At 44.1% G+C, this 25,056-nt stretch carries 22 protein-coding genes; 2 read left to right on the plus strand and 20 right to left on the minus strand.

Annotation, left to right across the window (positions count from 1 at the left end):
• The coding region (locus G4407_RS16440) for a hypothetical protein (RefSeq protein ID WP_207718618.1) at nt 1–191 on the plus strand (191 nt) is incomplete at its 5' end.
• A gap of 49 nt (nt 192–240) precedes the next feature.
• On the opposite strand, the gene G4407_RS08875 is transcribed toward G4407_RS16440, so the two are convergent.
• From G4407_RS08875 to G4407_RS08920, 10 genes are all read right to left on the minus strand, one after another.
• On the minus strand, nt 241–1,545 hold the full coding sequence (locus tag G4407_RS08875) for a PLP-dependent aminotransferase family protein (RefSeq protein WP_173688595.1): 1,305 nt from the start codon (nt 1,543–1,545) through the stop codon (nt 241–243).
• 379 nt (nt 1,546–1,924) lie between these two features.
• Nucleotides 1,925–3,463: a 2,3-bisphosphoglycerate-independent phosphoglycerate mutase gene (gene gpmI / locus G4407_RS08880; protein ID WP_173688596.1), complete on the minus strand. Its 1,539-nt coding sequence runs from the start codon at nt 3,461–3,463 to the stop codon at nt 1,925–1,927.
• 149 nt (nt 3,464–3,612) lie between these two features.
• Entirely contained in the window at nt 3,613–4,362 is a 750-nt protein-coding gene (tpiA, locus tag G4407_RS08885) for a triose-phosphate isomerase (RefSeq protein ID WP_173688597.1), read from the minus strand.
• Nucleotides 4,363–4,489: 127 nt separating this feature from the next.
• The gene (locus tag G4407_RS08890) at nt 4,490–5,683 is read right to left on the minus strand and encodes a phosphoglycerate kinase (protein ID WP_173688598.1); all 1,194 of its coding nucleotides are present in this window, start codon (nt 5,681–5,683) and stop codon (nt 4,490–4,492) included.
• Between the two features lie 193 nt (nt 5,684–5,876).
• A complete protein-coding gene (gene gap, locus G4407_RS08895) occupies nt 5,877–6,890 on the minus strand; it encodes a type I glyceraldehyde-3-phosphate dehydrogenase (RefSeq protein WP_173688599.1) in 1,014 nt (337 codons plus the stop codon).
• A 137-nt stretch (nt 6,891–7,027) separates the two neighbouring features.
• The gene (locus tag G4407_RS08900; protein ID WP_173688600.1) at nt 7,028–7,831 is read right to left on the minus strand and encodes a histidinol-phosphatase HisJ family protein; all 804 of its coding nucleotides are present in this window, start codon (nt 7,829–7,831) and stop codon (nt 7,028–7,030) included.
• A gap of 107 nt (nt 7,832–7,938) precedes the next feature.
• Nucleotides 7,939–9,018 (minus strand): tRNA 2-thiouridine(34) synthase MnmA, encoded by a 1,080-nt coding sequence (mnmA, locus tag G4407_RS08905; RefSeq protein WP_173688601.1) that lies wholly within the window; start codon nt 9,016–9,018, stop codon nt 7,939–7,941.
• 23 nt (nt 9,019–9,041) lie between these two features.
• Nucleotides 9,042–9,485 carry a Fe-S cluster assembly scaffold protein NifU gene (gene nifU / locus G4407_RS08910; protein ID WP_008372281.1) on the minus strand — a complete coding sequence of 148 codons (444 nt, stop codon included), beginning with the start codon at nt 9,483–9,485 and terminating at the stop codon, nt 9,042–9,044.
• A 35-nt stretch (nt 9,486–9,520) separates the two neighbouring features.
• Nucleotides 9,521–10,705, minus strand: a complete 1,185-nt coding sequence (nifS, locus tag G4407_RS08915) for a cysteine desulfurase NifS (protein WP_173688602.1) — start codon at nt 10,703–10,705, stop codon at nt 9,521–9,523.
• Nucleotides 10,698–11,141, minus strand: a complete 444-nt coding sequence (locus G4407_RS08920; protein ID WP_008372284.1) for an RrF2 family transcriptional regulator — start codon at nt 11,139–11,141, stop codon at nt 10,698–10,700. Before G4407_RS08920 ends, nifS begins: the two co-directional genes overlap by 8 nt.
• 136 nt (nt 11,142–11,277) lie before the next feature.
• On the opposite strand from G4407_RS08920, the gene G4407_RS08925 reads away from it, so the two are divergent.
• A complete protein-coding gene (locus G4407_RS08925) occupies nt 11,278–12,585 on the plus strand; it encodes an oligosaccharide flippase family protein (RefSeq protein ID WP_173688603.1) in 1,308 nt (435 codons plus the stop codon).
• Nucleotides 12,586–12,682: 97 nt separating this feature from the next.
• Here the strand turns inward: G4407_RS08925 and G4407_RS08930 are convergent, their stop codons facing one another.
• The 10 genes from G4407_RS08930 to asd all read right to left on the minus strand — a co-directional run bounded on the left by G4407_RS08930 (nt 12,683) and on the right by asd (nt 25,022).
• Nucleotides 12,683–13,225 (minus strand): hypothetical protein, encoded by a 543-nt coding sequence (locus G4407_RS08930; RefSeq protein ID WP_330586037.1) that lies wholly within the window; start codon nt 13,223–13,225, stop codon nt 12,683–12,685.
• Between the two features lie 65 nt (nt 13,226–13,290).
• Nucleotides 13,291–13,830 (minus strand): NUDIX hydrolase, encoded by a 540-nt coding sequence (locus G4407_RS08935; RefSeq protein WP_173688604.1) that lies wholly within the window; start codon nt 13,828–13,830, stop codon nt 13,291–13,293.
• Between the two features lie 180 nt (nt 13,831–14,010).
• On the minus strand, nt 14,011–15,561 hold the full coding sequence (gene rny / locus G4407_RS08940) for a ribonuclease Y (protein ID WP_008372294.1): 1,551 nt from the start codon (nt 15,559–15,561) through the stop codon (nt 14,011–14,013).
• 72 nt (nt 15,562–15,633) lie between these two features.
• Entirely contained in the window at nt 15,634–16,245 is a 612-nt protein-coding gene (locus tag G4407_RS08945) for a regulatory protein RecX (protein WP_173688668.1), read from the minus strand.
• An 8-nt stretch (nt 16,246–16,253) separates the two neighbouring features.
• Nucleotides 16,254–17,327 (minus strand): recombinase RecA, encoded by a 1,074-nt coding sequence (gene recA, locus G4407_RS08950; protein WP_173688669.1) that lies wholly within the window; start codon nt 17,325–17,327, stop codon nt 16,254–16,256.
• Nucleotides 17,328–18,085: 758 nt separating this feature from the next.
• Nucleotides 18,086–18,889, minus strand: a complete 804-nt coding sequence (locus G4407_RS08955) for an MBL fold metallo-hydrolase (protein WP_173688605.1) — start codon at nt 18,887–18,889, stop codon at nt 18,086–18,088.
• A gap of 6 nt (nt 18,890–18,895) precedes the next feature.
• Nucleotides 18,896–19,567, minus strand: a complete 672-nt coding sequence (locus G4407_RS08960) for an LbetaH domain-containing protein (RefSeq protein WP_173688606.1) — start codon at nt 19,565–19,567, stop codon at nt 18,896–18,898.
• Entirely contained in the window at nt 19,564–21,615 is a 2,052-nt protein-coding gene (locus G4407_RS08965) for a DNA topoisomerase (RefSeq protein WP_173688607.1), read from the minus strand. Before G4407_RS08965 ends, G4407_RS08960 begins: the two co-directional genes overlap by 4 nt.
• A gap of 115 nt (nt 21,616–21,730) precedes the next feature.
• Nucleotides 21,731–23,836, minus strand: coding sequence for a polyphosphate kinase 1 (gene ppk1 / locus G4407_RS08970; protein ID WP_173688608.1), 2,106 nt, complete (start codon nt 23,834–23,836; stop codon nt 21,731–21,733).
• Between the two features lie 100 nt (nt 23,837–23,936).
• Nucleotides 23,937–25,022 carry an aspartate-semialdehyde dehydrogenase gene (gene asd, locus G4407_RS08975; protein WP_173688609.1) on the minus strand — a complete coding sequence of 362 codons (1,086 nt, stop codon included), beginning with the start codon at nt 25,020–25,022 and terminating at the stop codon, nt 23,937–23,939.
• Nucleotides 25,023–25,056: the final 34 nt, after the last annotated feature.

The raw sequence follows: 25,056 nt of genomic DNA on the forward strand, positions 1-25,056 counted from the left end.
GGTATTGTACCAAAGGGAATCGGGGAATAACAGATACGGATGATTACCTACTTACCAATGGAGATGAGACTCAGAAATCATGGAAGCCTTTGCTGAACATGATTTCCGCTCTAAGAGGCTCATCGGAATGGTTTGCACAATGGAATTGGAGGACTTTCTTTTGTAAAATCGACCACACAACCTTTATTTAAAAAAACAGTGAACTCTCCTTCCGGAAAATCCACTGTTTTCTCACATATATTAAGCTTCTTCAACTTCTACTTTTTCGCCAAGAATTTTATCAATACTTACCAGTTTTACGCTGAGCACGAATACCTGTGCTGCGACTTCCAGTTCTTCTGGTGTCGGGAAAGACGGTGCAATTCGGATATTGCTGTCTTTTGGATCCTTTCCGTATGGGAAAGTTGCTCCCGCTTTTGTCATGATCAGTCCGGCTTCTTTTGCTTTTGCTACGATTGCTTTGGCACATCCTTCCAACGCATCGAAGGAAATGAAGTATCCTCCACGCGGTGCCATCCAGGAACCAATCTCAAGTCCGCCAAGCTCACCTTCCAGTACACTTAATACGGTGTCAAATTTCGGTCTTAAGATATCTGCATGTTTCTTCATATGCTGAACCATTCCGTGAATATCACCGAAGAAACGCGCATGTCTGAGCTGGTTTAATTTATCATGTCCAATGGTCTGTACGGACATCATCTTGCGGATTTCCGCAAGGTTTTCATCCGATGCTGCAATCGCTGCAATACCAGAACCTGGGAAACTGATCTTGGAAGTAGAACCGAATTTGTAAACCATGTTCGGATGCCCCTCTTTTTTACATTCCATCAAGATCTCGATCAGATAATCCTGTTTATCCTCATACAAATGATGGATTCCATAAGCATTATCCCAGAAAATACGGAAATCTTCTGCCGCCGGATTTAATTTGGCGAAACGATGTACTGTCTCATCAGAATAGGTAACTCCCTGTGGATTTGAGTACTTCGGTACACACCAGATACCTTTTACAGCCGGATCATTCTCCACATACTGCTCTACCAGATCCATATCCGGTCCATCCGATGTCATCGGAATGTTGATCATCTCAATTCCAAAATGTTCGGTGATTGCAAAATGTCTGTCATATCCAGGTACCGGGCAGAGGAATTTTACCTTGTCAAGCTTTGCCCAAGGGGTGCTTCCCATGATACCATGTGTCATCGCTCTTGCAACAGTATCATACATTACGTTCAGGCTGGAGTTACCAAAGATGATAATATTGTCCTTCGGTACTTCCATCATATCAGAAAGAAGCTGTTTTGCTTCTTTGATTCCGTCGATCACTCCATAGTTACGGCAATCTACTCCTTCTTCGCAGACAAGATCCGATGTGCTCTTAAGTACATCCATCATCCCCATAGAAAGGTCAAGCTGTGCTTTGGACGGTTTACCTCTGGACATATCCAGTTTCAGACCTTTTCCTTTAACATCTTCAAATTCTTTTTCCAGTCTGCTCTTTAATTCAAGCAGTTCTTCTCTACTCATATCTTTATATGCAGTCATCTTGAAAACCTCCCATAATCATCACTAACCATTGTGTGTTTCCTGCCGTACTTTATACTTCCGAAATCTGCTATCTGCAGTTTCTTTCAGCTGTTTTGACAACATCAAAACTCACTACAAGTAGTAAGTATATAGGAAAAATGATTTTTCGTCAACCAATTCTTGCATATAAATATGACATATCGTGATTTTTGTTGATTTAAATGTGATTTTTTGAATTTTTGCTTTTCATTTCATGCATTTTTTCATTTTAACGCTTTTCAAAAAAACTGGAACAGATTTATATGCAGCATATTTTCCTTTTCTCCTGCGGTATGTTTTGCTCTTCTGACAACAAAACACCCGGAACCATTTCCATGATTCCGGGCAAATATATTTACTATTTTACTAATAATGATTTTCCAGTCATATCTGCCGGCTGCTGCATTCCCATCAGCTCGATCAGTGTCGGAGCGATATCTGCAAGGCATCCGCCTTCGCGAAGCTTGTACGCCGGATCCGCATTTACAAGGATAAACGGAACAGGATTGGTTGTATGAGCGGTAAATGGTTCTCCTGTCTCTTCATCGATCAGCTGTTCTGCATTTCCGTGGTCAGCACAGATAAACATCTGTCCGCCTACTTCCTTCACTGCATCAACTGCTTTTCCTACACATTCGTCAACTGCTTCGATTGCTTTGATCACAGCGGCTTCTACACCGGTATGACCAACCATATCCGGGTTAGCAAAGTTGATTACGATCACATCGTACTTATCAGCCTTGATTGCATCCACAAGCTTGTCACATACTTCATATGCGCTCATTTCCGGCTTCAAGTCGTAAGTTGCAACCTTTGGAGATTTGACAAGGATTCTGTCCTCGCCCTTGTTCGGTTCTTCTACTCCGCCGTTGAAGAAAAACGTAACATGTGCATATTTTTCTGTCTCAGCAATTCTTGCCTGTGTCATGTTGTTTGCTGCAAGGAATTCGCCAAAGGTATTGGTAATACCTTCTTTTACAAATGCAACGGTCTTGTTCGGGATTGTCTCATCATACTCTGTAAAGCATACATAAGTCGTCTTGATCCGTTCTCCTCTGTCAAATCCGTCAAAGTCATCTGCACAAAAGGTTCTGGTGATTTCTCTTGCACGGTCCGGGCGGAAATTGAAGAAGATCACAGAATCTCCGTCTTTTACAGTTGCTACCGGTGCACCGTCTTTTGTTACTACAAATGGTACTACGAATTCGTCAGTTACTTCTTTGTCGTAAGAAGCCTGGATTCCTTCTGTTGCTGATGCTGCTGTGTCACCTTCGCCGCGTGTAAGTGCTGCGTATGCCTTTTCTACACGGTCCCAGCGGTTGTCACGGTCCATTGCATAGTAACGTCCGGAAACACTTGCAACTTCACCTACACCGATTTCTTTCATCTTTGCTTCTAACTGTTCAACATATTCTTTTCCAGATGCCGGAGGTGTATCACGTCCGTCAAGAAAGCAATGAACATATACTTTGTCCAGCCCCTGTCTCTTTGCAAGTTCCAAAATTCCATAAATATGTGTAATGTGGCTGTGTACACCACCATCAGATACCAGTCCCATCAGATGAAGAGCTGTACCGTTCTTCTTCGCATTTTCACAGGCAGCAAGAAGTGCCTTATTTTCAAAGAAATCACCATCATCGATTGCTTTTGTGATCTTGGTGAGCTCCTGGTAAATGATACGTCCTGCGCCCATATTCATATGACCTACTTCTGAGTTACCCATCTGTCCGTCCGGAAGTCCTACAGCAAGTCCGCTTGCATTTCCTTTTACAAATGGATATTCAGCCATTAATTTATCCATAACCGGTGTGTTTGCCTCTGCAATACCGTTGCCTTTCTTTTCATCTCTCAGACCGTAACCGTCTAAGATCATCAAAACTGTTGGTTTTTTACTCATCGTCTTACACTCCTTCATTTTGTCTTAAAGCGTTTGATTTCTCTTTCAGTTAAATATTGTACATGATTTTATGTATGCTTGCAAGCACTTGTTAAAACTTTGACAGCTGAAAAACGCAGGCATTTCTGCCTGCGCCTTGGTATAATTAACTATTTCCAGTTTACGATCTTGCCAAAATCTGGTTTTAAAGAAGCACCACCTACAAGTCCGCCATCAATATCCGGCTGTGCGAATAATTCCGGTGCTGTAGCTGCATTTACAGATCCACCGTACTGAATACGGATTGCTTCTGCTGTAGCTTCATCATAAACTTCAGCGATGCATTCACGGATTGCTTTACAAACTTCCTGTGCCTGCTCTGTTGTAGCTGTCTTTCCAGTTCCGATTGCCCAGATTGGCTCATAAGCGATGACTGCTGTCTTAGCCTGATCTGCTGTTACGTTCTGGAATCCAACTTTAACCTGCTGACGGATGAAGTCCATTGTCACACCCTGTTCACGCTGTTCAAGAGTTTCTCCACAGCACATGATCGGTGTAAGTCCGTGTTCAAATGCTTTCAGCATCTTTTTGTTCACAGTCTCGTTTGTCTCTGCGAAGTATTCTCTTCTTTCAGAGTGTCCGAGAACAACATATTTAACACCGGCATCGGTAAGCATGTTCGGAGAGATTTCTCCTGTGTATGCACCTTTTTCTTCAAAGTACATATTCTCTGCTCCAACCTGGATGTTGCTTCCTTTTGCAGCTTCTACAACCGGAATGATATCGATTGCCGGTACGCAGAATACCACGTCAGCCTCTTCTGTCACAACCAGAGGTTTGAGTGTATTCACAAGCTCTACAGCCTCTGAAGGTGTCATATTCATTTTCCAGTTACCCGCAATAATTTTCTTTCTTGCCATTGCAATAATCTCCCTTATCTTGATAATGAATGTTCACCTTACTAGGCTCGAAAACACCTCGCCAAGTGCGGTGAACTAAGTAAACGCTAAGCTCAAGCCGCGCTTGCGCTTACTTTCACTAAGCTTTTTACTTATCGTTAGCAGCTGCTACACCTGGCAGTTCCTTACCTTCAAGGAATTCAAGAGAAGCTCCACCACCTGTAGAGATGTGAGTCATCTTGTCACCGTATCCGAGCTGGTTAACTGCTGCTGCCGAATCACCACCACCGATGATTGTTACCGCATCTGTCTCAGCAAGTGCTTTTGCGACTTCTTCTGTTCCTTTTGCAAAGTTCGGCATCTCGAATGCACCCATAGGTCCGTTCCATACTACTGTCTTTGCATCTTTTACAGCGTCAGTATAGATCTTGATCGTCTCTGGTCCGATGTCAAGTCCTTCCCATCCTTCCGGAATTTCACCAGTTTTAACAACTTTGATATTTGCATCATTTGAGAAATCATCTGCAATTACGTTGTCTACCGGAAGAAGAAGTTTTACGCCTTTGTCTTTAGCTTTCTGAATCATGTTCAGTGCATATTCACAGTAATCTTCTTCAAGAAGAGATTTTCCAACTGTTCCGCCCTGTGCTTTGCTGAATGTATAAGACATACCTCCACCAATGATCAGAGTGTCTACTTTATCGATCAGGTTTTCGATTACAGAAATCTTGCTTGAAACTTTAGCTCCACCAAGGATTGCCACAAACGGTCTTTTCGGATTGTTTACTGCATTTCCAAGGAAGTCGATTTCTTTCTGCATAAGATATCCTACAACTGCTGTGTCAACATATTTGGTAACACCAACGTTAGAGCAGTGTGCACGATGAGCTGTTCCGAATGCATCGTTTACGAATACATCGCAAAGAGAAGCGAGTTCTTTAGAGAATTCATCTCCGTTCTTTGTTTCTTCTGCTCTGTAACGTGTATTTTCAAGAAGGATTACCTCTCCGTCTTTCATAGCTTCAACTGCTGCTTTTGCATTTGGTCCTACTACTTCAGGATCTGCTGCGAATTTTACTTCCTGTCCGAGAAGTTCTGAAAGTCTTACTGCAACCGGTGCAAGAGAAAGTTCCGGTTTCGGTTCTCCCTTCGGTTTACCAAGATGTGAGCAGAGGATTACTTTTCCTCCGTCAGCGATCAGTTTCTTGATTGTAGGAAGTGCTGCAACAAGACGGTTCTCGTCTGTGATCTTTCCGTCGATCAGCGGTACGTTAAAATCGCATCTTACAAGGACTTTTTTCCCTTTTACATTGATATCATCTACAGATTTTTTGTTAAGCATAATCCTGCCTCCTGTTTACATTTCATTTAAAAGAATGTGTTCTGGCACATCGTGCCTTTTATATTGCCTAGAAAGCAAAATCTCCTGTGCAATATAAAAGGATCCGGTCCCTGAAGACCGGACCCTTGATTGAGCCTATCTCTGGAATACTCCAGTAAGAATCAATTCACTCTGTCCAAGCAAACGCTGCGGATTAAAGTAATGTTCCGAAGTGTTTGATTGTTCTTACCATCTGGCTTGTGTAAGAGTTTTCATTGTCATACCAAGAAACAACCTGTACTTCTGTTGTTCCGTTATCAAGCGGAAGTACCATTGTCTGAGTAGAATCGAAAAGAGAACCAAATCTCATTCCTACGATATCGCTAGAAACGATCTGATCTTCATTGTATCCGAATGATTCGTTAGAAGCTGCTTTCATAGCTGCGTTGATCTGTTCTACAGTAACTTCACCTTCAACTACTGCTGTAAGGATTGTTGTAGATCCTGTAGGGGTTGGAACACGCTGTGCAGATCCGATAAGTTTTCCGTTAAGCTCCGGAATAACAAGTCCAATTGCTTTTGCTGCTCCTGTGCTGTTAGGAACGATATTTACTGCTGCTGCACGAGATCTTCTAAGATCACCTTTTCTCTGTGGTCCGTCAAGAGTCATCTGATCACCTGTGTAAGCATGGATTGTACACATGATACCAGATTTGATCGGAGCAAGGTCGTTAAGAGCCTTAGCCATCGGTGCAAGACAGTTTGTTGTACAAGAAGCTGCAGAGATGATTGCATCATCTTTTGTAAGCTGTGTATGGTTTACATTGTAAACGATTGTAGGAAGGTCATTTCCTGCCGGTGCAGAAATGATAACGTGTTTAGCACCTGCATCGATATGTGCCTGAGCTTTTGCTTTAGATGTGTAGAATCCTGTACATTCAAGAACTACATCTACTCCGATTTCTCCCCATGGAAGTTCAGCTGCATTAGCTTTAGCGTAGATTTTGATTTCTTTTCCGTCTACTGTGATGGAGTCTTCTCCAGCAGATACTTTATCAGCTAATTCATATTTTCCCTGTGTTGAATCATATTTTAATAAGTGAGCCAGCATCTTAGGAGATGTAAGGTCGTTGATTGCTACGATCTCAAATCCCTCTGCTCCAAACATCTGTCTGAATGCAAGACGTCCAATACGTCCAAATCCATTGATTGCTACTTTTACTGCCATGATTTAGTCCTCCTAAAGATAAATTGTATTACTGTATATAACAGTTACATTTTTCTTGATAAATCTTATCATTGTTTAAGATTTATCAACTGTAATTTATTGTACTAAATTCAGAACAAAAATTCAATCCCCTTTTTTCACTTTATTTTCCTGAAAACCGGGGTCCTTTTTATGAATTCTGCATAATATTTAAAACCACATGCTTCGAGAATATTGTCAACTATGTTAAAATCATACCCTACATGCTCTGGTTTATGTGCATCTGCGCCGACGGTGACGATCTCTCCACCCAGCTCTTTGTATCTTTTTAACACATCCGGATGCGGATGTGCAAAAGGAAGGCCATACTTCAGTCCTGCCGTATTGACTTCCAGCCCTTTCCCGTGTTCAATAAGATACCGCAGGATTTCATCTATTTCATCCGCAAATCTGCTGTAAGAATATTCCCGTTCCCGGTGTTTTCCATAGCGTACCACATAATCCAGATGTCCGAGAACATCAAAATCCGCTACAGCCCTGATATCGGCTATTGTCTCCCGAAGTGCCATCCGGTAGGCCTCTTCATCCGAAATCCCCTCAAAGAACTCAGGATAATAAGGATCCTTCCCGCCAACCACATGCATGGATCCGATCACAAAGTCATACGGATTTGCCGTGGTAAATGCTTTTGCTTTCTTCGCAAGGTGCGGCTGAAGTCCAAACTCTACACCGATCCGAATATCCAGTTTCTCCTCATACTTTTCCTTCAGTGCTCCAAGCTCTTTAAAATAGGTTTCCGGATCAAACACAAATTCAATATCATCACAAAAATAATCAATGTCTTCATGATCCGTAAAACAGATTGCTTCCAGTCCTTTATCGATTGCTGCAAGAATCATATCTTCCGGTTTTGCCTCTGAATCTCCGGAAAAATAAGTATGCATATGGCAGTCCGCTCTCATATTTTCCCCTCCTTGCCATTCTTCATGTGTAAATCCCCGGCTTTCCTGCAAATCATTGGTTGGATCGCAGTCCGGTCCCAATATACAAAAAACAGAACAATTCTGAGCTATCCCAGAATTGTTCCGCCTCCAAGTACATAATCTCCATCATACAGTACCAGTGCCTGCCCCGGTGTAACCGCTCTCTGCGGTGTCTCAAAGATGCACTCTATCTCATCTTCTCCCGTTTTGCGGACTGTGCACCAGTCCCCTTTATGGTTATATCTGATTTTAGCAAATACGCGCATCTCGCCTTCCAGGTCCTCTACTGTCATAAAGTTCAGCTTATTTGCACGGACCCGCGTCGTCATCAGATCTTCATTTGTCCCAATCACAACTTCATTCGTATCCGGGCGGATCTCAAGCACGAATGCCTGATACCCGAGAGAAAGTCCAAGTCCTTTTCTCTGTCCGATTGTATAGTGGATGATTCCTTTATGTCGTCCCAGGATTTTTCCGTCCGGTGTTACAAAATTACCTTCCGGGATTTTCTGGTTACTTTCTTCTTTAATAAAAGATGCATAATCGTCATCGGATACAAAACAGATATCCTGACTGTCCGGTTTGTTCGCAATCTGCAATCCGATCTCTTTTGCGATCTCGCGAATCTGGTCTTTTTCGTATTCACCGACAGGCATCAGCGTTCTTCTCAGCTGATCCTGGGTAAGATTATAAAGCGCATAGGTCTGGTCTTTTGACCAGGTTGCCGAATGCCGGATCGCATAGCGTCCGTTCGGCAACTGTTCTACTCTCGCATAGTGACCTGTTGCAATATAGTCTGCTCCGATCTCCATACTCCGCGTAAGAAGGGATTCCCATTTTACATAACGGTTACACGCAATGCACGGATTCGGTGTCCGACCATGCAGATATTCATCCACAAAATAATCGATTACCTTCTCCTGAAAATCCTTCTTGAAATTCATCACATAATACGGAATGCCGATCTGTGCCGCAACTCTTCTGGCATCATCTACCGCACTGAGTCCACAGCATCCGCCGTTTTCTTCCTGTATTTTCGATTCTTCGTCCTGCCAGATCTGCATCGTAACACCAATCACATCATACCCCTGTTCTTTCAGAAGATATGCCGCTACCGATGAGTCGACACCACCCGACATCCCGACTACCACTTTCTTTTTTGCCATTCTCTTTTCTCCCGCAGAAAATTCTAATACTCTTCCTCTTCTGCTTCTTCACCTTCACTGATATCGTTCTTCGGCTTCTGGAGTCCTTCGATCTTGATCCCGTGCTTCTCTGCATAATCCCACAGCGCTGCATGGATTGCCTCCTCTGCCAGTAAAGAACAGTGTACCTTAACCGGCGGCAGTCCGTCAAGTGCTTCCATAACGGCTTTGTTTGTCACCTGCATTGCTTCTGAAATATGTTTTCCCTTTACAAGTTCTGTCGCCATACTGCTTGTTGCAACAGCCGCGCCACATCCGAATGTCTTAAATTTTACATCATTGATGATTCCGTTATCATCAATATCAAGGTAGATTCTCATGATATCACCACACTTGGCGTTACCAACAGTACCCACTCCACTTGCGTTCTCGATTTCTCCCATATTACGTGGATGCTGAAAATGATCCATTACTTTTTCTGTATACATTGTAAATTCCTCCTAAAGCTGTATTTTCTATCGTATTATTTATTCTGTTTTTTTACAAAATCTTCATAAAGTGGTGACATTCCTCGCAAATCGCTTACGATTGTCTTGAGCTGATCTACTACATAATCAATGTCTTCTTTTGTGATCTCTTCATTCAGAGTCAGGCGCAGAGATCCATGTGCAATCTCGTGTGGCAGTCCGATTGCAAGAAGTACATGGGATGGATCAAGAGATCCGGATGTACATGCAGATCCACTGGATCCACAAATTCCTGCCATGTCAAGACGGATCAGCATAGATTCACCCTCAATGAAACGGAAACAGAAGTTTGCATTATTTGGCAAACGGTCTGTCGGATGTCCGTTCAGCTTGGTGTACGGGATTTCTTCCATCACACGTTTGATCAGATAATCCCTCATCTCGCGCTCTTTTGCTGTACGTTCTTCCATCGTAGCAACCGCACGTTTTGTTGCTGTACCGATTCCAACAATACCCGGAACATTTTCTGTACCTGCACGACGTTTTCTTTCCTGCGCCCCACCATGAACGAAAGAACGGATCTTCACGCCTTTTCTGATATAGAGGAATCCGATTCCTTTTGGTCCGTTCAGCTTGTGTCCGCTGGCACTTAACATATCAATATGACATTCATCTACATTGATCGGAACCTGTCCGAAAGCCTGTACAGCGTCTGTGTGGAACAGAATACCATGTTTGTGGGCGATCTCACCGATCTCTTTGATCGGTTCAATCGTTCCGATCTCGTTGTTTGCATACATTACAGAGATCAGGATGGTATCCGGGCGGATTGCTGCTTCCACATCTGCCGGATTTACTTTTCCGTATTCATCCACATCAAGATAAGTCACTTCAAATCCGCGTTCTTCCAGATAAGCTGCTGTATGCAGGATCGCATGATGTTCGATCTTGGTTGTGATAATATGTTTTCCTTTATTCTGATAAGCCTCTGCTGTTGCTTTGAGTGCCCAGTTGTCAGACTCTGATCCGCCGGCCGTAAAATAAATCTCGTTGCTCTTTGCGCCAAGTGCGTTTGCGATTCTTTCTCTCTGTTCTGCCACAACATCTTTGTTATGGGATGCGAAGCTGTAGATCGCAGACGGATTGCCGTACTGCTCTGTAAAATATGGCAGCATTGCTTCCAGAACTTCCGGTGCAGTTTTTGTTGTTGCTGCGTTATCCAAATAAATTAACTTACTCATCTTTTTGTCCTTCTTTCTTTACTTCTTTATTCATTTCCACAAGGGTATTTATCATAATACTGTCTACCGTCTGTGCCATGCTTTCATTGACTTTCTTCCAGACATATTTCGTGATACAGCTGCCCTGGATCTCACAGCTGTCTTCCGAATGAAGTGCTGCACAAGTCGCAGGTTCCAAGTCTCCTTCAAGTGCTCTGAGTACATCGCCAACAGAAACTTCCGCCGCATCCTTTGCCAGCCGATATCCTCCTCCCGCTCCACGGATACTCTTGACAAGACCTGCCTTTTTCAGCTTCGCCATGAGCTGTTCCAGATATCGTTCCGAGATCTCCTGTCTGGCTGATATACTGCTGATGGAAACCGGTTCTTCTGCACCATAACACGCAAGATCGATAAAGGCGCGTAAACCATAACGTCCCTTCGTTGAGATCTTCAATCCATCACCTTCTCTTTATTTTTATATCCCACTGTTTTACTAGGATTTCTATCAAACTGAGGATATCACCTCTGCTATGTTCTGTCAAGGCTGTTTCTTGCATATATTTAAAAACAAAAATGCCTTCGGAGCTGCTATGTCACAAAAACATTTTCTCCTGAAAGGAACCTTTATCCTTACTGCAACCGGCATTCTCACCCGTGTAATGGGATTTTTTTACCGTATTTTTCTCAGCAGATCTTTCCCTGCCGAAGAAATCGGTCTGTATCAGCTGATTTTCCCTGTCTACACACTTGCTTATGCTGCAACTTCAGCAGGGATCGAGACGGCTCTGGCGCGCCTGGTTGCCGCCGCTTCTGCAAAAAAGCAGTCTGCAAAAGCTTATTCTTACCTGAAAGCAGCACTGCTTTCTTCTCTTTTCCTTTCCATCTGCTGTCTTTTTTTGTTGCAGAAAAATGCTGTTTTCCTCACCACAGCTATACTTGGCGATCCTCGCTGTGCCTCTCTCATCTCCCTGATAGCATATGCGCTTCCATTCGCAGCTCTGCACAGTTGCAGCTGTGGTTACTTTCTGGGGCTCAAGCAGATCCGGCTTCCTGCCCTCTCCCAATTATTTGAACAGCTGGTCCGGATTTTTTTTGTTATCCTCCTCTATATAGCCGGTGTTCATACCGCTTTTACACCATCTGTCGCAATTGCTGTCCTCGGAATTGTCGGTGGTGAAATTGCAGCCGCATTTCTTTGCATCCATACGTTCAGAACTGCCGGGCAGCCTTTCTCCTCGCTCCAGGAACCGGCTCTTTCTGCTGTTCCTGCCCTGCTTTTTTCTGCTCTTCCGCTGACCGCAAGCAGAGTTCTTCTGAATCTTTTTCAGAGTCTGGAAGCAATTTCCATTCCGCTTGCCCTGCAAAAGTATGGAATGAGTATTTCCGCTTCTCTTAGCACCTACGGAATTCTGACCGGAATTGCCCTTCCCTGCATTTTATTTCCATCAGCCCTCACCAATTCCATCTCCACAATGCTCCTCCCTGAAGTTGCCAGTATGCCGGATACTCAGAAAAAGCATGCTCTTCCGCAGCTTTTACGGAAAGTTATTTTTTTCTGCCTGTTTCTTGGTTTTGCCTTCCTGCTGTTTTTCTTTACCGCATCCGGCTTTATCAGCAGACGGATCTTTCATACACCAGAAGCCGGAAATTATATCTTAACACTGGCATTTATCTGTCCTTTTCTCTATAGTAATACCGCACTGATCAGTGTGTTAAACGGTCTGAATCTTGCCGGAAAAACTTTTCTGATCAATCTGTTCTCCCTAGCAGTACGAATCTGTGGTGTTCTGTTTCTGATTCCGCAGTTCGGGATTCTTGGCTATCTGTGGGCACTGCTTGCAAGCCAGCTTCTTACATTTGGCTGTTGCCTGTTTCTCCTGATAAAACAAGGGCGATAGAAAACGGTAGAAAGTCCTCTTTACCGAATTGTTCAGTAAGAGGGCTTTCTCTCATTTTCTATCGCCTGACGTTAAAATGTGGTCAAACACATTCTTGCTATGTAAGAACCTTCACAAACCAACGTACAATCCCGGGGTTTAAATATACCTCAGACAAAATTCCCGCCACGATCATCATAACAGTAAATCCTGTTTTTGTTCCATTCCATTCACTTTGCGGATAACGGTAATAATACCGGATCAATAGCAGATATACCGGTACATAAAAAATATATTGCGGGAAAATACCGGCAATACACAGCAGCATTCCGCGAAGTCCCATCCTTAAAACTGCCGCTACAGACAGTATCCCTGCCGCAAAGCCTGTCCAAAGGAGGATTCCGGCTGCTGTCAGTCTGCGAAACCCCAGATTTGCCACACAGACCGCTAACACCAGAGGCAACACTCTCCACCTGAGCAGGTACCACAGGTAATCTTCATTGATGATTTTCACCTGTGTATACTGATTTAGAAAATATTCATGGAAAATTCCAGTCATCGTTACATAATTTTTCGCAATAAAATTAGCATATAAGATACCCGTTCCAAAACCGATCAGATATAACATGGGCAGCTGATATTTCTTCCGATAAAATTCCACATTCCGGCCTCCAATAATTTCACATAGTTCATTATATGACCTGAGCTGTCAATTATGCATTCACTTTATCTGTTATACTTTGCATCATAGGCAAGGATAGCAGCTACAGTCTTGGAATCTTCAATCTTTCCTTCAAAGATCATCTGCTTCAATTCTTCAACCGTATGTGCCTCTATATTCACAAATTCATTCTCATCCAGATGCTGATGGGTACGGATCAGATTTCGTGCCACATAAACTTCGATTTTTTCGTTGCAAAGTGCCACGGTTGTCCGAAGAGTGATCAGCCATTCCAGATCATCACTGCGATAACCGGTCTCTTCTTCTAATTCTCTTGCCGAACAGTCTCGTCCCGGTTCATCCGCCTGGTCCAGCCCTCCTGCCGGAAGTTCCAGCGTAAAGCGGTCCAGTGCATTCCGGTACTGTCTTACCATCAGGAGTCTTCCGTCATCCATCACAGGGATCACAGCCGCAGCCCCTTTGTGATGGATATAATCCCACACCTCATGGTTTCCATTGGAAAATTCCATATAATCTTTATATACATCAACGATCGTTCCCTGATATACCCGCTCTCTTTTTACACGTTTGATCTCTTTTTCCATCCGTTTTACACTCCCTTTTCACATAATTATGAGAAACACGCTCCGCGAATTTCTCAAGTTATCGCGGCAGTCGCCAGAGCCTCGTGCAAGCACGGACTTTGGCTCGTTGCTCGCGCAAATTAAATACAGCCATCCAAAAGATCTAATCTTTTGAACGGCTGTCATTTTCTGATTATCGTGTTATTTAGCATAATCTGTAACACGGGATTCCCGGATTACATTTACTTTAATCTGACCTGGATATTCCAATTCATATTCAATCTGTTTTGAAATATCTCTTGCCAGCAATACCATATCATCATCAGATACTTGTTCTGGAACTACCATTACGCGAATCTCTCTACCCGCCTGAATAGCAAATGACTTTTCAACCCCTTTAAACTGGTTGGTAATATCTTCTAACTGTTTTAATCTGTTTGTGTATGTCTCCAAGGTTTCTCTTCTTGCACCTGGTCTTGCAGCTGAAATCGCATCTGCTGCCTGGACAACGCCTGCAATCAGAGACTGTGGTTCTACATCACCATGATGTGCTTCTACCGCGTTGATAATAAGCGGTGACTCTTTGTATTTTCTACAAAGGTCTACACCAATCTGAACATGTGAACCTTCTACATCGTGATCGATCGATTTACCGATGTCATGTAAAAGACCTGCACGCTTTGCGATACGGACATCCAGCCCGATCTCGCCCGCAAGCAATCCGGAAAGCTGAGCAACCTCGATCGAATGCTTCAGTGCATTCTGACCGTAGCTTGTTCTGAACTTCATACGTCCAAGAAGACGAATCAGTTCTGGATGGATACCGTGTACACCAACTTCAAGTGCTGCAGCCTCTCCTTCTTCGCGCATCATAGTCTCTACTTCTTTCTGCGCTTTCTCAACCATCTCTTCGATTCTTGCAGGATGGATTCGTCCATCTACGATCAAACGCTCCAGTGCAATTCTTGCCACTTCTCTTCGAATTGGATCAAATCCGGAAAGAACAACTGCCTCCGGAGTATCATCAATAATAAGTTCTACTCCTGTCAGTGTCTCAAGAGTACGGATATTCCGTCCCTCTCGTCCGATAATTCTACCCTTCATCTCGTCACTTGGAAGCTGAACTACCGAGATCGTAGTTTCAGCCACATGATCTGCCGCACATCTCTGGATTGCGGTGACAACATACTCTTTCGCCTTCTTGTCAGCCTCTTCCTTTGCACGTGTTTCAAGCTCTTTCACCATCTTGGCAGTGTCATGTTTCACATCTTCTTCAACAGTTTTTAATAGATAATCCTTTGCCTGTTCGGAGGTAAGTCCTGAGATTCTTTCTAGTTCCTGTACTCTTTTCTGGCTGAGTTCTTCAACTTCAGCCTCCCGCTGCTTCATCGCTGTCTCTTTTGCAGTAAATGCAGTCTCTCTCTGCTCAATTGCCGCAGATCTCTTATCCAGAGATTCTTCTTTTGAAAGTACACGCTTTTCATAACGCTGAAGTTCAGCTCTGCGTTCCTTAGTCTCTTTTTCAAGTTCATTCTTTGTCTTGATGGACTCTTCCTTTACTTCCAAAAGTGCTTCCTTCTTCTTTGTCTCTGCTGTCTTCAAAGCATCATCAATAATTTCTCTTGCTTTTACATCAGCGTTCCCAATCTTAGAATTCGCATCGTTCTTCAGCTTGGAAACAGTAACAAAATAAGTAACCGGCATTACTACTATAAGCGTAACAACTACAGCAATAATTATAGGTATCAGCACAGGAGCACCTCCTTATTTAGTTTTCATTGTACAAATACAACACTTAAATTCTATACTGTTTTCACAAATATGTCAAGCATTCCAATCGCAAACTTGTATTACTTGACGGATATCTTCGTAACGAAATCCTTTCCGCACCAAATATCCATATATTTTCTGCTTTTCTTTCGGATCTGTACAGGCAAAATCCCAGTGTTTTTTACGAAGGAGCTCCCGGATTGCTTCCTGATCGGAATGCACTTCATACATCTCTTCCATGATCTCTTCTGCCCGGTTCATATCCACGCCCTTCTGTCTCAGAAGCGCATAAATCTCCCGTCTGCTCTTTCTATCTTTCCTGCTGTCTATAAAGTTCCGGATATAGGCATCATCATTGATATATCCAAATGATTTCACATAGGCAACCGCCGCTTCTGTGATCTCCGATGGATAACCGCCCAGCTTTAGTTTATCCCTGAGCTGGGATTCAGTTCTTGCCATGTCATTGAGCAGGTGCATCGCACGAAGCTTTGCCCGCTTCAAAAGGACTTCTTTGATCTTTGCATAAGTATCCTCTGTCAGTTCACACTCTTCTTTCAGGTGAAAACGGGACAGTTCGCCTTTGTAAACCACAAAGGCGAACTGCTCATCAACAGATACCCGATACTTTGTCTTTGTAACTGGCTCGATTCGGGTAATTCTCATCATATGTTTTATTCTTCCTCATCCATCACTTCTTCAGCATCTGCCTGAGCAGCCTGTGCCGGTTCTTCTGCTGCTTCCTGCCCTTCTGCACCGATTCCGTAATGCGCACGGACTTTTTCTTCAATCTCTTCCATAATCTCCGGATGTGCAGTCAGATAAGACTTTGCATTCTCACGTCCCTGACCGATCTTTTCTCCGTTGTATGCATACCATGCACCACTCTTATTGACCAGATCAATCTTCGTCGCAAGATCCAGAATATCTCCTTCTCTGGAAATTCCTTTTCCGAACATGATATCAAATTCTGCTTCCTTGAACGGAGGTGCAATTTTATTCTTCACAATCTTCACACGGACATGGTTACCAACCATCTCTCCACCCTGCTTCAGAGTCTCAGTTCTGCGGACATCCATACGGACAGATGAATAGAACTTCAGTGCCCGTCCCCCCGTTGTTGTCTCCGGATTACCGAACATAACACCAACCTTCTCACGCAGCTGGTTGATAAAGATTACAACACAGTTTGATTTACTGATAACCGGTGTCAGCTTTCTGAGCGCCTGTGACATCAGTCTTGCCTGCAGACCTACATGTGTATCCCCCATATCACCCTCAATCTCCTGCTTCGGAACAAGTGCTGCAACAGAATCGACTACGATAATGTCAATCGCACCGGAACGTACCATTGTCTCAGTGATCTCCAGTGCCTGATCTCCGCTGTCTGGCTGTGAAATGTAAAGTTCATCAATATCTACACCGATATTTTTCGCATATACCGGATCCAGTGCATGCTCTGCATCGATAAATCCGGCAATGCCACCTCTCTTCTGTACTTCTGCGATCATATGTAACGCAACGGTCGTCTTACCACTTGATTCAGGTCCGTAAATTTCAATAATACGTCCTTTCGGAACACCACCAACACCAAGTGCCAGATCCAGACTCAGAGAACCGGTCGGAACCGTCTCAACATGCACCTGTGCCGCCGGATCACCCAGCTTCATAACTGCTCCCTTACCAAAATCTTTCTCAAGCTTTGCAATTGCTGCGTCTAATGCTTTCTTTTTATTCTCATCATTCATTGTGTTATTCGCCATCATTAATCTCCTTATCCCAGATTCTTCGCCCACGCTCACCATCGAACGAATGTTTGTTCTGGTTCTATATTAGTACATATGTTCTGGTTTGTCAACTACATTTTTAAATCTGATCCTGGCGCCCACGCTCTCCCGGAGAAGAAACCGAACCCCTCCCGAAAACCTTTCACGCCCAGATCCCCAAAGCTTCTGACTCCCCCATCATAACACATCTCCCCCTTCCCCCACAACCAGAACACTTCTTCTCTTTTCCCCCTCCCCTTCTGAACCGCTCATAATTTCTCCTCTTTGCGCAGGATATCTCCCCTTCTCTCGCATTACAGCTTAACTCTCCAGCACCCAAGGTCTGTCCCTCACAGCCAGCGCACAGTGCTTTTATTCAAGTCGAACATCCGTGAGACTTGGCGCGTGATTCTGGTCAGCGAAGCTGACATATTCCTATCAGAATCACTGCGCATCCTCGCGGAGCGTTTATCTCAGTCGGAGATTGGACTCCCACTGAGACAAATTTGCTATTACTCACCACCTGAAAAGGTGGGAGTCTTCTCGACTGAGATAAAATAAGCCGGACAGATTGTCTTTTGTGCAATGAAGATGAGACTTAAAAATTATGGAAGCCATTGCTGACATAATTTTCGCATTCGGAGGCTCATCGGAATGCCCTGCACAACTAAATCTGTCCGGTTTATTTTATTAAAAGCGCGTCCGTCTTCTATTTTCCCGCAGACCGCCCGTCCTGCAATCTAAAGCTCAAACACCTCAAGATCATCCGGCACAAACAACTTCCCGTGATAGTACTCCCGTCCTTCCCGCGTATAAAGCTCTTTCCTCTCCTTAAGATGCGTCTCTTCCGTATGATACAGGATCAGATGCGGAATCTGAAGCTCCTCGGCAAGCTGACATGCTTCTTTCACAGTACTGTGGTGCTTTTCATAAGGCTTGAACTTATCTGCTTCTCCATACAGGCAGAACGCCTCATGGGTCAGCCAGTCGCTGCCTTTCACAAATTCATAATCTTTCTCATTGTACGGTTCGTCACCGCAGCAGGTAAACTTCACTCCGTTCGGAAGCAGCATCGTAAACCCGAACTGCTTTGCCTTCGTGGAAAAAATATCGAAAAAGGTGACCGGACAGCCAAGGATTTCCTTTGTCTCTCCGTGATGCACCGGCACAAAAAGAATCCGGTCATCAAAATATTTCGTCACCTTTTTCTGGATCGTAAGTTCTGCGATCATGCGGATTGATCTTGCCAGCTCTTCATGGCAGTAGATCCGCAGATTCCCCTCATATTTTCCCTGGCCGATCTTCTTCTGCCCGATCATCCGTATCAGCCAGATCACACCCAGAAGATGATCGATATGTTCATGGGTAATAAAAATATCGTGAATGTCTTCCAGCTGGATCCCGGTGTCTTTTAACGTCTTTAAAATACGGTTTCCGCCGCCGGTATCCACCAGAAAATGCCTGTTTCCATCCGAGAGGGCAAAACAGGTATTATAGCATTCCGTTACTGTTGCATTTCCCGTTCCAAGTATTGTAAGCCTCATCCGTCATTACTCCTGTCTCATTTCAACCACTTCACCTGCACATTTGTAAATACTTCCTCCCGGCACAAATCCTCTCACCGAAGAAAGTGGATAAATATTGGTATGCGGTCCTACTACACTTCCCGGGTTCAGAATGGTTCCACATCCGACTTCTACATGGTCACCCAGCATCGCGCCAAACTTTTTCATACCGGTCTCGATATTTCCTTCCGGCGTCTTTACAACCACCAGTTTTTTATCGGATTTCACATTAGATGTGATAGAACCTGCTCCCATATGTGACTTGTACCCAAGGATTGAATCCCCCACATAATTATAATGTGGAACCTGTACTTTATTGAAGAGGACCACATTTTTCAGCTCGGTAGAATTTCCGACAACTGCGCCTTCTCCTACAATCGCATTTCCACGGATAAACGCACAGTGTCTTACCTCTGCGTCCTTTCCGATGATCGCCGGACCGCCGATAAATGCAGTCGGTGCAACCTTTGCGGATCTGGCAACCCACACATTTTCTCCACGTTTTTCATACTCTTCTTCCGGAAGAGACGCACCCAGTTCCAGGATAAAACTGCTGATTTTCGGAAGTACTTCCCACGGGTAGGTCACTCCTTCAAACAAATCCTTTGCGATCGTCTCTTCCAGTGTATACATTTCTTTAACCGTTATTTCTTTCATTCTTTCTTTCCTTTCGATGCTCTGCCTTTGGTTTCTTTTTTATAAAATGCTGCTGCCCTGTCATAGCAGCTTCTTAACTGATACTGGTTATTCAGTCCCAATACCCCATTGGTTCTGCTGACAATAAAATGATCCAGTTTTGTCATATATTCATCCGATGTAATTTCTCCCTCTGCCACATAGTTAAGCCCCTTTTCCCAGCTTGCCGTCAGCTCCGGATTCAGAAGTGAACGGATAGAATTCAACACCACATCATAGATCATTTCTCCAAGAAGCGTCGGTGTGATCACCTGCGTCTTTTTATTCAGTGCCAGATATTTGATATTGAAAAGCTTTTTCAGAATCTCCGCCCTGGTCGCACTGGTTCCGATCCCGCTTCCTTTGATCTGCGCACGAAGTTCCTCATCCTCGATCAGCTGACCTGCATTTTCCATCGCAAGGATCATGGAACCGGAATTGTATCTCTTCGGCGGTGAAGTTTCTCCCTCTTTGATATCCAATGATTTTACATCCAGGATATCACCTTTTTTTAACTTCTGGATGGATGCGAAAAATGCGGCATCCAGATCCACATTGTTATCACTTCCATCTCCTTCCGCGTCATTTCCATTTGCATTTTTCTTTGGTGCAGGGACCCCTGCCACCTTCAGATATCCTTCTTCCGCAAGCACACGGAAGCTGGAGAAAAACTGTTCTTTTCCGATCTGTGTTACCAGTGCCACTTTCTGATAAACTGCCGGAGGATAGAAGATACTCAGAAACCTCCGGACGATCACATCATATACATGATGAGCCGTTGCAGATACCGAATTCAGCGCTGAAAGCCCCTGTCCTGTCGGGATGATCGCATAATGGTCCGTAATCTGCTTGTCATTGACATAACGCGTCTTTGCCAGATTTTTATATGCTCCGTATTGCAGGATATCCTGCATATATGGTGCAGCCGTCTGGTATTTACTCAGCCCGTTCAGGTTCTTTGTGATCTCCTTTGATACTGCCGTCGAAAGCACTCTGGCGTCTGTTCTCGGATAGGTGACAAGCTTCTTCTCGTAAAGCTCCTGCACAATGCGGAGCGTTTCATCCGGACTGATCTTGAACCGTTTGGAGCATTCGTTCTGAAGTTCTGCAAGGTTAAACAAAAGTGGCGGATTCTTTTTCTCTTTTTTCTTTTCGATGGATACAATCCGGCAGGTAAGAGGGGATGTTCCCTCTTTCAAAGCAGCTATCAGCTTTTTGGCCTCCTCTTTCTCTTTAAACCCATTCTCTTTGTAGAGCTTTGGAGACTCAAAATAAGCCGAGCCTTTCACCGCACGCCACTCACCGGTAAAAGTATGTCCGTCTACATTTACCGATTCGATCACACGATAGAACGGCGTTTTTACAAATTCACGGATCTCCCGTTCCCGCCTTACGACCATTCCAAGGACACAGGTCATCACACGTCCGACAGATACAACCGTGTATTTATTCCCAAGATAATTGGAAATGCTGTTTCCATATTTGAGTGTCAGAAGTCTGGAAAAGTTGATTCCCATCAGATAATCTTCCTTCGCACGGAGATAGGCCGACGCTGACAGATTATCGTATTCTGACAGATCCTTCGCCTCACGGATTCCTCTGAGGATCTCTTCCTCCGTCTGGGAATCGATCCACACACGCCGGCGTTCTTTCCCTTTTACGCCTGCCATCTGTTCCACCAGACGGTAAATGTATTCTCCTTCTCTTCCCGAGTCGGTACAGACATAAATCCGGTCTACGTCCTTCCTGGTCAGGATTCCTTTTACGATCTCAAACTGCTTCTTTACTCCCGGTATCACCTCATAGAGAAATTCCTGCGGAATAAATGGCAGTGTCTGCAAAGACCATCTCTTATACTTTTCATCATATACTTCCGGATAGCTCATCGTGACAAGATGACCAACACACCAGGTTACGATCGCCTCATCTGATTCCAGATATCCGTCTTTTCTTTTCAAATTCAAATGCAGTGCCTTGGCAAATTCCTGTGCCACACTCGGCTTTTCTGCAATATATACCGATTTACCCATATAATAATTTTGTACTCCTGTATTTTCACGCCATAACCGCTCTCACAGCGTTTAAAAAGTGAAGCTGATACCAGCTCCACTTTTTTATCATATCATATTCAGAACATAAAACAAATTATTTTCTTCGAAAAATCTTCCGGATTTTATCAATGAAGCTTTCTCTTGTCCGTCCTTCCGGATGTCTGACGGTGATTGCTTCACGCATAAAATATTCCTGGGAATTGACTTTTGAAGTTCCTTTTTCTTTCTTGTAGTATTTGCCGTCACTCTTTAATTCACGCGCTTTTACATTGTCTGCCAGCATGATCTTCAGCATATGTGTCAGCTGTTTCCTGATAGTTTCATCGTAAACCGGACATGCCACTTCCACGCGTTTTTCCGTATTACGCGTCATCATATCTGCGGAACCGATATAGATCTTCTGATCCGCTCCGGTTCCAAAAAGGAAAATACGTGGATGCTCAAGATAACGTCCGACAATACTGGTCACACGGAGATTCTCTGTGTACCCTTTGACTCCCGGCAGGATACAGCATATCCCACGGACGATCAGATCCACCTTCACCCCTACATTTGATGCCTCGGAAACCTTCTGGATAAAATCTACATCCGTCACAGAGTTCATCTTCATGATGATCCGCCCGTTCGTTCCCTTTTTGATCTCCTCATCCATCAGCGAAAGCACCTTTGGTTTCAGACTGGTCGGTGAAACAATAATGTGCTGATAGCTTCCATTGAGATTGCCAATGGACATATTCTTGAAGAAGATGGCTGCATCCTCTCCGATTCCCTTATCCGCTGTGATCAGCGATACATCAGTGTACATGGTTGCCGTCTTTTCATTGTAGTTTCCGGTTCCCACCTGCGTAATGTATTCGATATTGTTGCGGTTCCGGTAAGTGATCAGGCAGATCTTGGAATGCACCTTATAACCTTCAAATCCGTAAATCACACGGCATCCTGCTTCTTCCAGACGTTCGGACCAGTCAATATTGTTCTGTTCATCGAATCTGGCTCTCAGCTCGATCAAAACCGTAACCTCTTTGCCGTTCTCGGCCGCTGCACATAAGTACTCTACCAGCCGTGCCTTCTTTGCCAGACGGTAGATTGTGATCCTGATCGTAAGAACGGTCGGATCATAAGCCGCTTCCTTGATCATACGCAGAAACGGATCCATACTCTCATACGGATAAGAAAGAAGTATATCTTTTTTCTTTACCTGCGGAATCACTTTTCCATCCGTCAGATAGCGGGACGGCTGCGGAGTAAACGGTTCGTCGATCAGAGAACGTTTCAGCGATGCCGGAACCTTATCCATGATCGAAAAAATATAATCCAGCTTCATCGGCATCTTGGTCCGGTAGATCTGTGCCGGTATGATCTTAAATTTGTCACAGAAATACTTTTCCAGTTCCTTATCCAGCGGCTCCGCTGTCTCCATGCGGACAACTGCCATTCTGCGGCGCTTGTGAAGGGTTTCCTGCATCAGCAGGCGGAAATCATCATTGATCTCCAGTGCCTCATCATCCGGCGACACATCTGCATTCCTTGTCACGCAGATATAATTCTTGTTCGATACCTCGTATTTGTCGAACACCACATCCAGATATTCCATGATCACCTTTTCCATACGGATATAACGGATATCATGTCCCGGAAGATATAAGATATCTGACACAAACTGTGGAACCGGTACGATTCCGATCATGGAAGTTCCATTCTGCTTCAGACTTGCGATCACATACAGTTCCTTATTGAGCAGATGCGGGAACGGATGATTGGCATCCACGATCTGCGGAGACAGGATCGGGAGGATCTGGTCTTTGAAATACTTTTTCACATACTTCTTTTCCTGCTGCTCCAGCTCTTTTATCGATAGTCCACAGACACCGTATGGATTCAGCAGCTTCTTGATCTCTGAGTAGGTCTTGTCCCTCTCTTTATACAATGGTGCCACAGCCGCAAAGATTGCATCCAGCTGCTCTTTCGGATTCATCCCCGAACGGCTGTCGATCGTGCTGTTATCCGTAAGCGACATATCATACAGGCTTCCTACGCGGATCATAAAAAATTCGTCCAGATTGCTTGTAAAAATGGATACAAACTTCATTCTTTCAAGAAGGGGTACTGAAGAATCCTTTGCTTCCTCCAGTACCCTCTGATTGAACTTCAGCCAGGACAGTTCTCTGTTCTGTGTATAGTTCTGCATTTCTTTTTTCATATTAGCCCACCTTCAATCTTCCTTTACACTGGTATGATTTCATTCTACCACTGAATCAGAAGAAAGAAAAGTTAACTTCTTTTAAACTTCCCCGCAAAAGCTATTTCTTTGTGATAAATCCTTTTGCAGTCAGAGTCTCTGCGCACAGAACTGCTCCGCCTGCCGCGCCACGGACTGTATTGTGGGAAAGTCCGATAAATTTGTAATCATAAATAGAATCTTCTCTGAGTCGTCCGATCGAGATTCCCATTCCGTTCTCATAATCTACATCCAGTTTTACCTGCGGGCGGTTATCTTCTGTCATATAACGGATGAACTGCTTCGGTGCACTTGGAAGCTCTGCCTCCTGCGGGAATCCTTTGAAGCCTTCCAGTTTTTCGATCAGCTGCTCTTTGGTTGGTTTCTTTTCAAAATTGATAAATACAGCAGCAGTATGTCCGTTAAGAACCGGTACACGTACACACTGGCATGTGATCTTCGGAGAATCTGCTTTTACAATCTGTCCATTTTCAACTCTGCCGAGAACACGAAGCGGTTCCTGCTCGCTCTTTTCTTCTTCTCCACCGATGAATGGGATGATATTTTCTACCATTTCCGGCCAGTCTTTAAAGGTCTTTCCTGCACCTGAAATTGCCTGGTAAGTTGTAACAACCAGTTCTTTCGGTCCGAATTCTTTCCATGCTGCAAGGCAAGGCGCATAGCTCTGGATCGAACAGTTTGGTTTTACTGCGATAAATCCTCTTGTAGTTCCAAGACGCTTTTTCTGGTCTTCGATGACTGCAAAATGCTCCGGGTTTACTTCCGGGATTACCATCGGTACATCCGGTGTCCATCTGTGGGCACTGTTATTAGATACAACCGGTGTCTCTGTCTTTGCGTATGCTTCCTCGATCGCACGGATCTCATCTTTTGACATATCAACTGCACTGAATACAAAGTCAACTGTCTTTGCAACTTCTTCTACTTCGTTGACATTATGTACAACGATCTTCTTGACTGCTTCCGGCATCGGAGTGTCCATTTTCCAACGGTCTCCGACTGCTTCTTCATATGTCTTTCCTGCGGAACGCGGGCTTGCAGCCAGTGTTACTACCTCAAACCACGGATGATTTTCCAGCAGAGAGATAAATCTCTGTCCTACCATTCCTGTTGCACCAAGAATACCTACTCTTAATTTCTGATCCATTTTTATGTCCTCATTTCCTTCTTGTCTTTTTGAT

The sequence above is a fragment of the Allocoprococcus comes genome, assembly GCF_013300725.1.
In the GTDB taxonomy this organism is placed as follows: domain Bacteria; phylum Bacillota; class Clostridia; order Lachnospirales; family Lachnospiraceae; genus Allocoprococcus; species Allocoprococcus comes_A.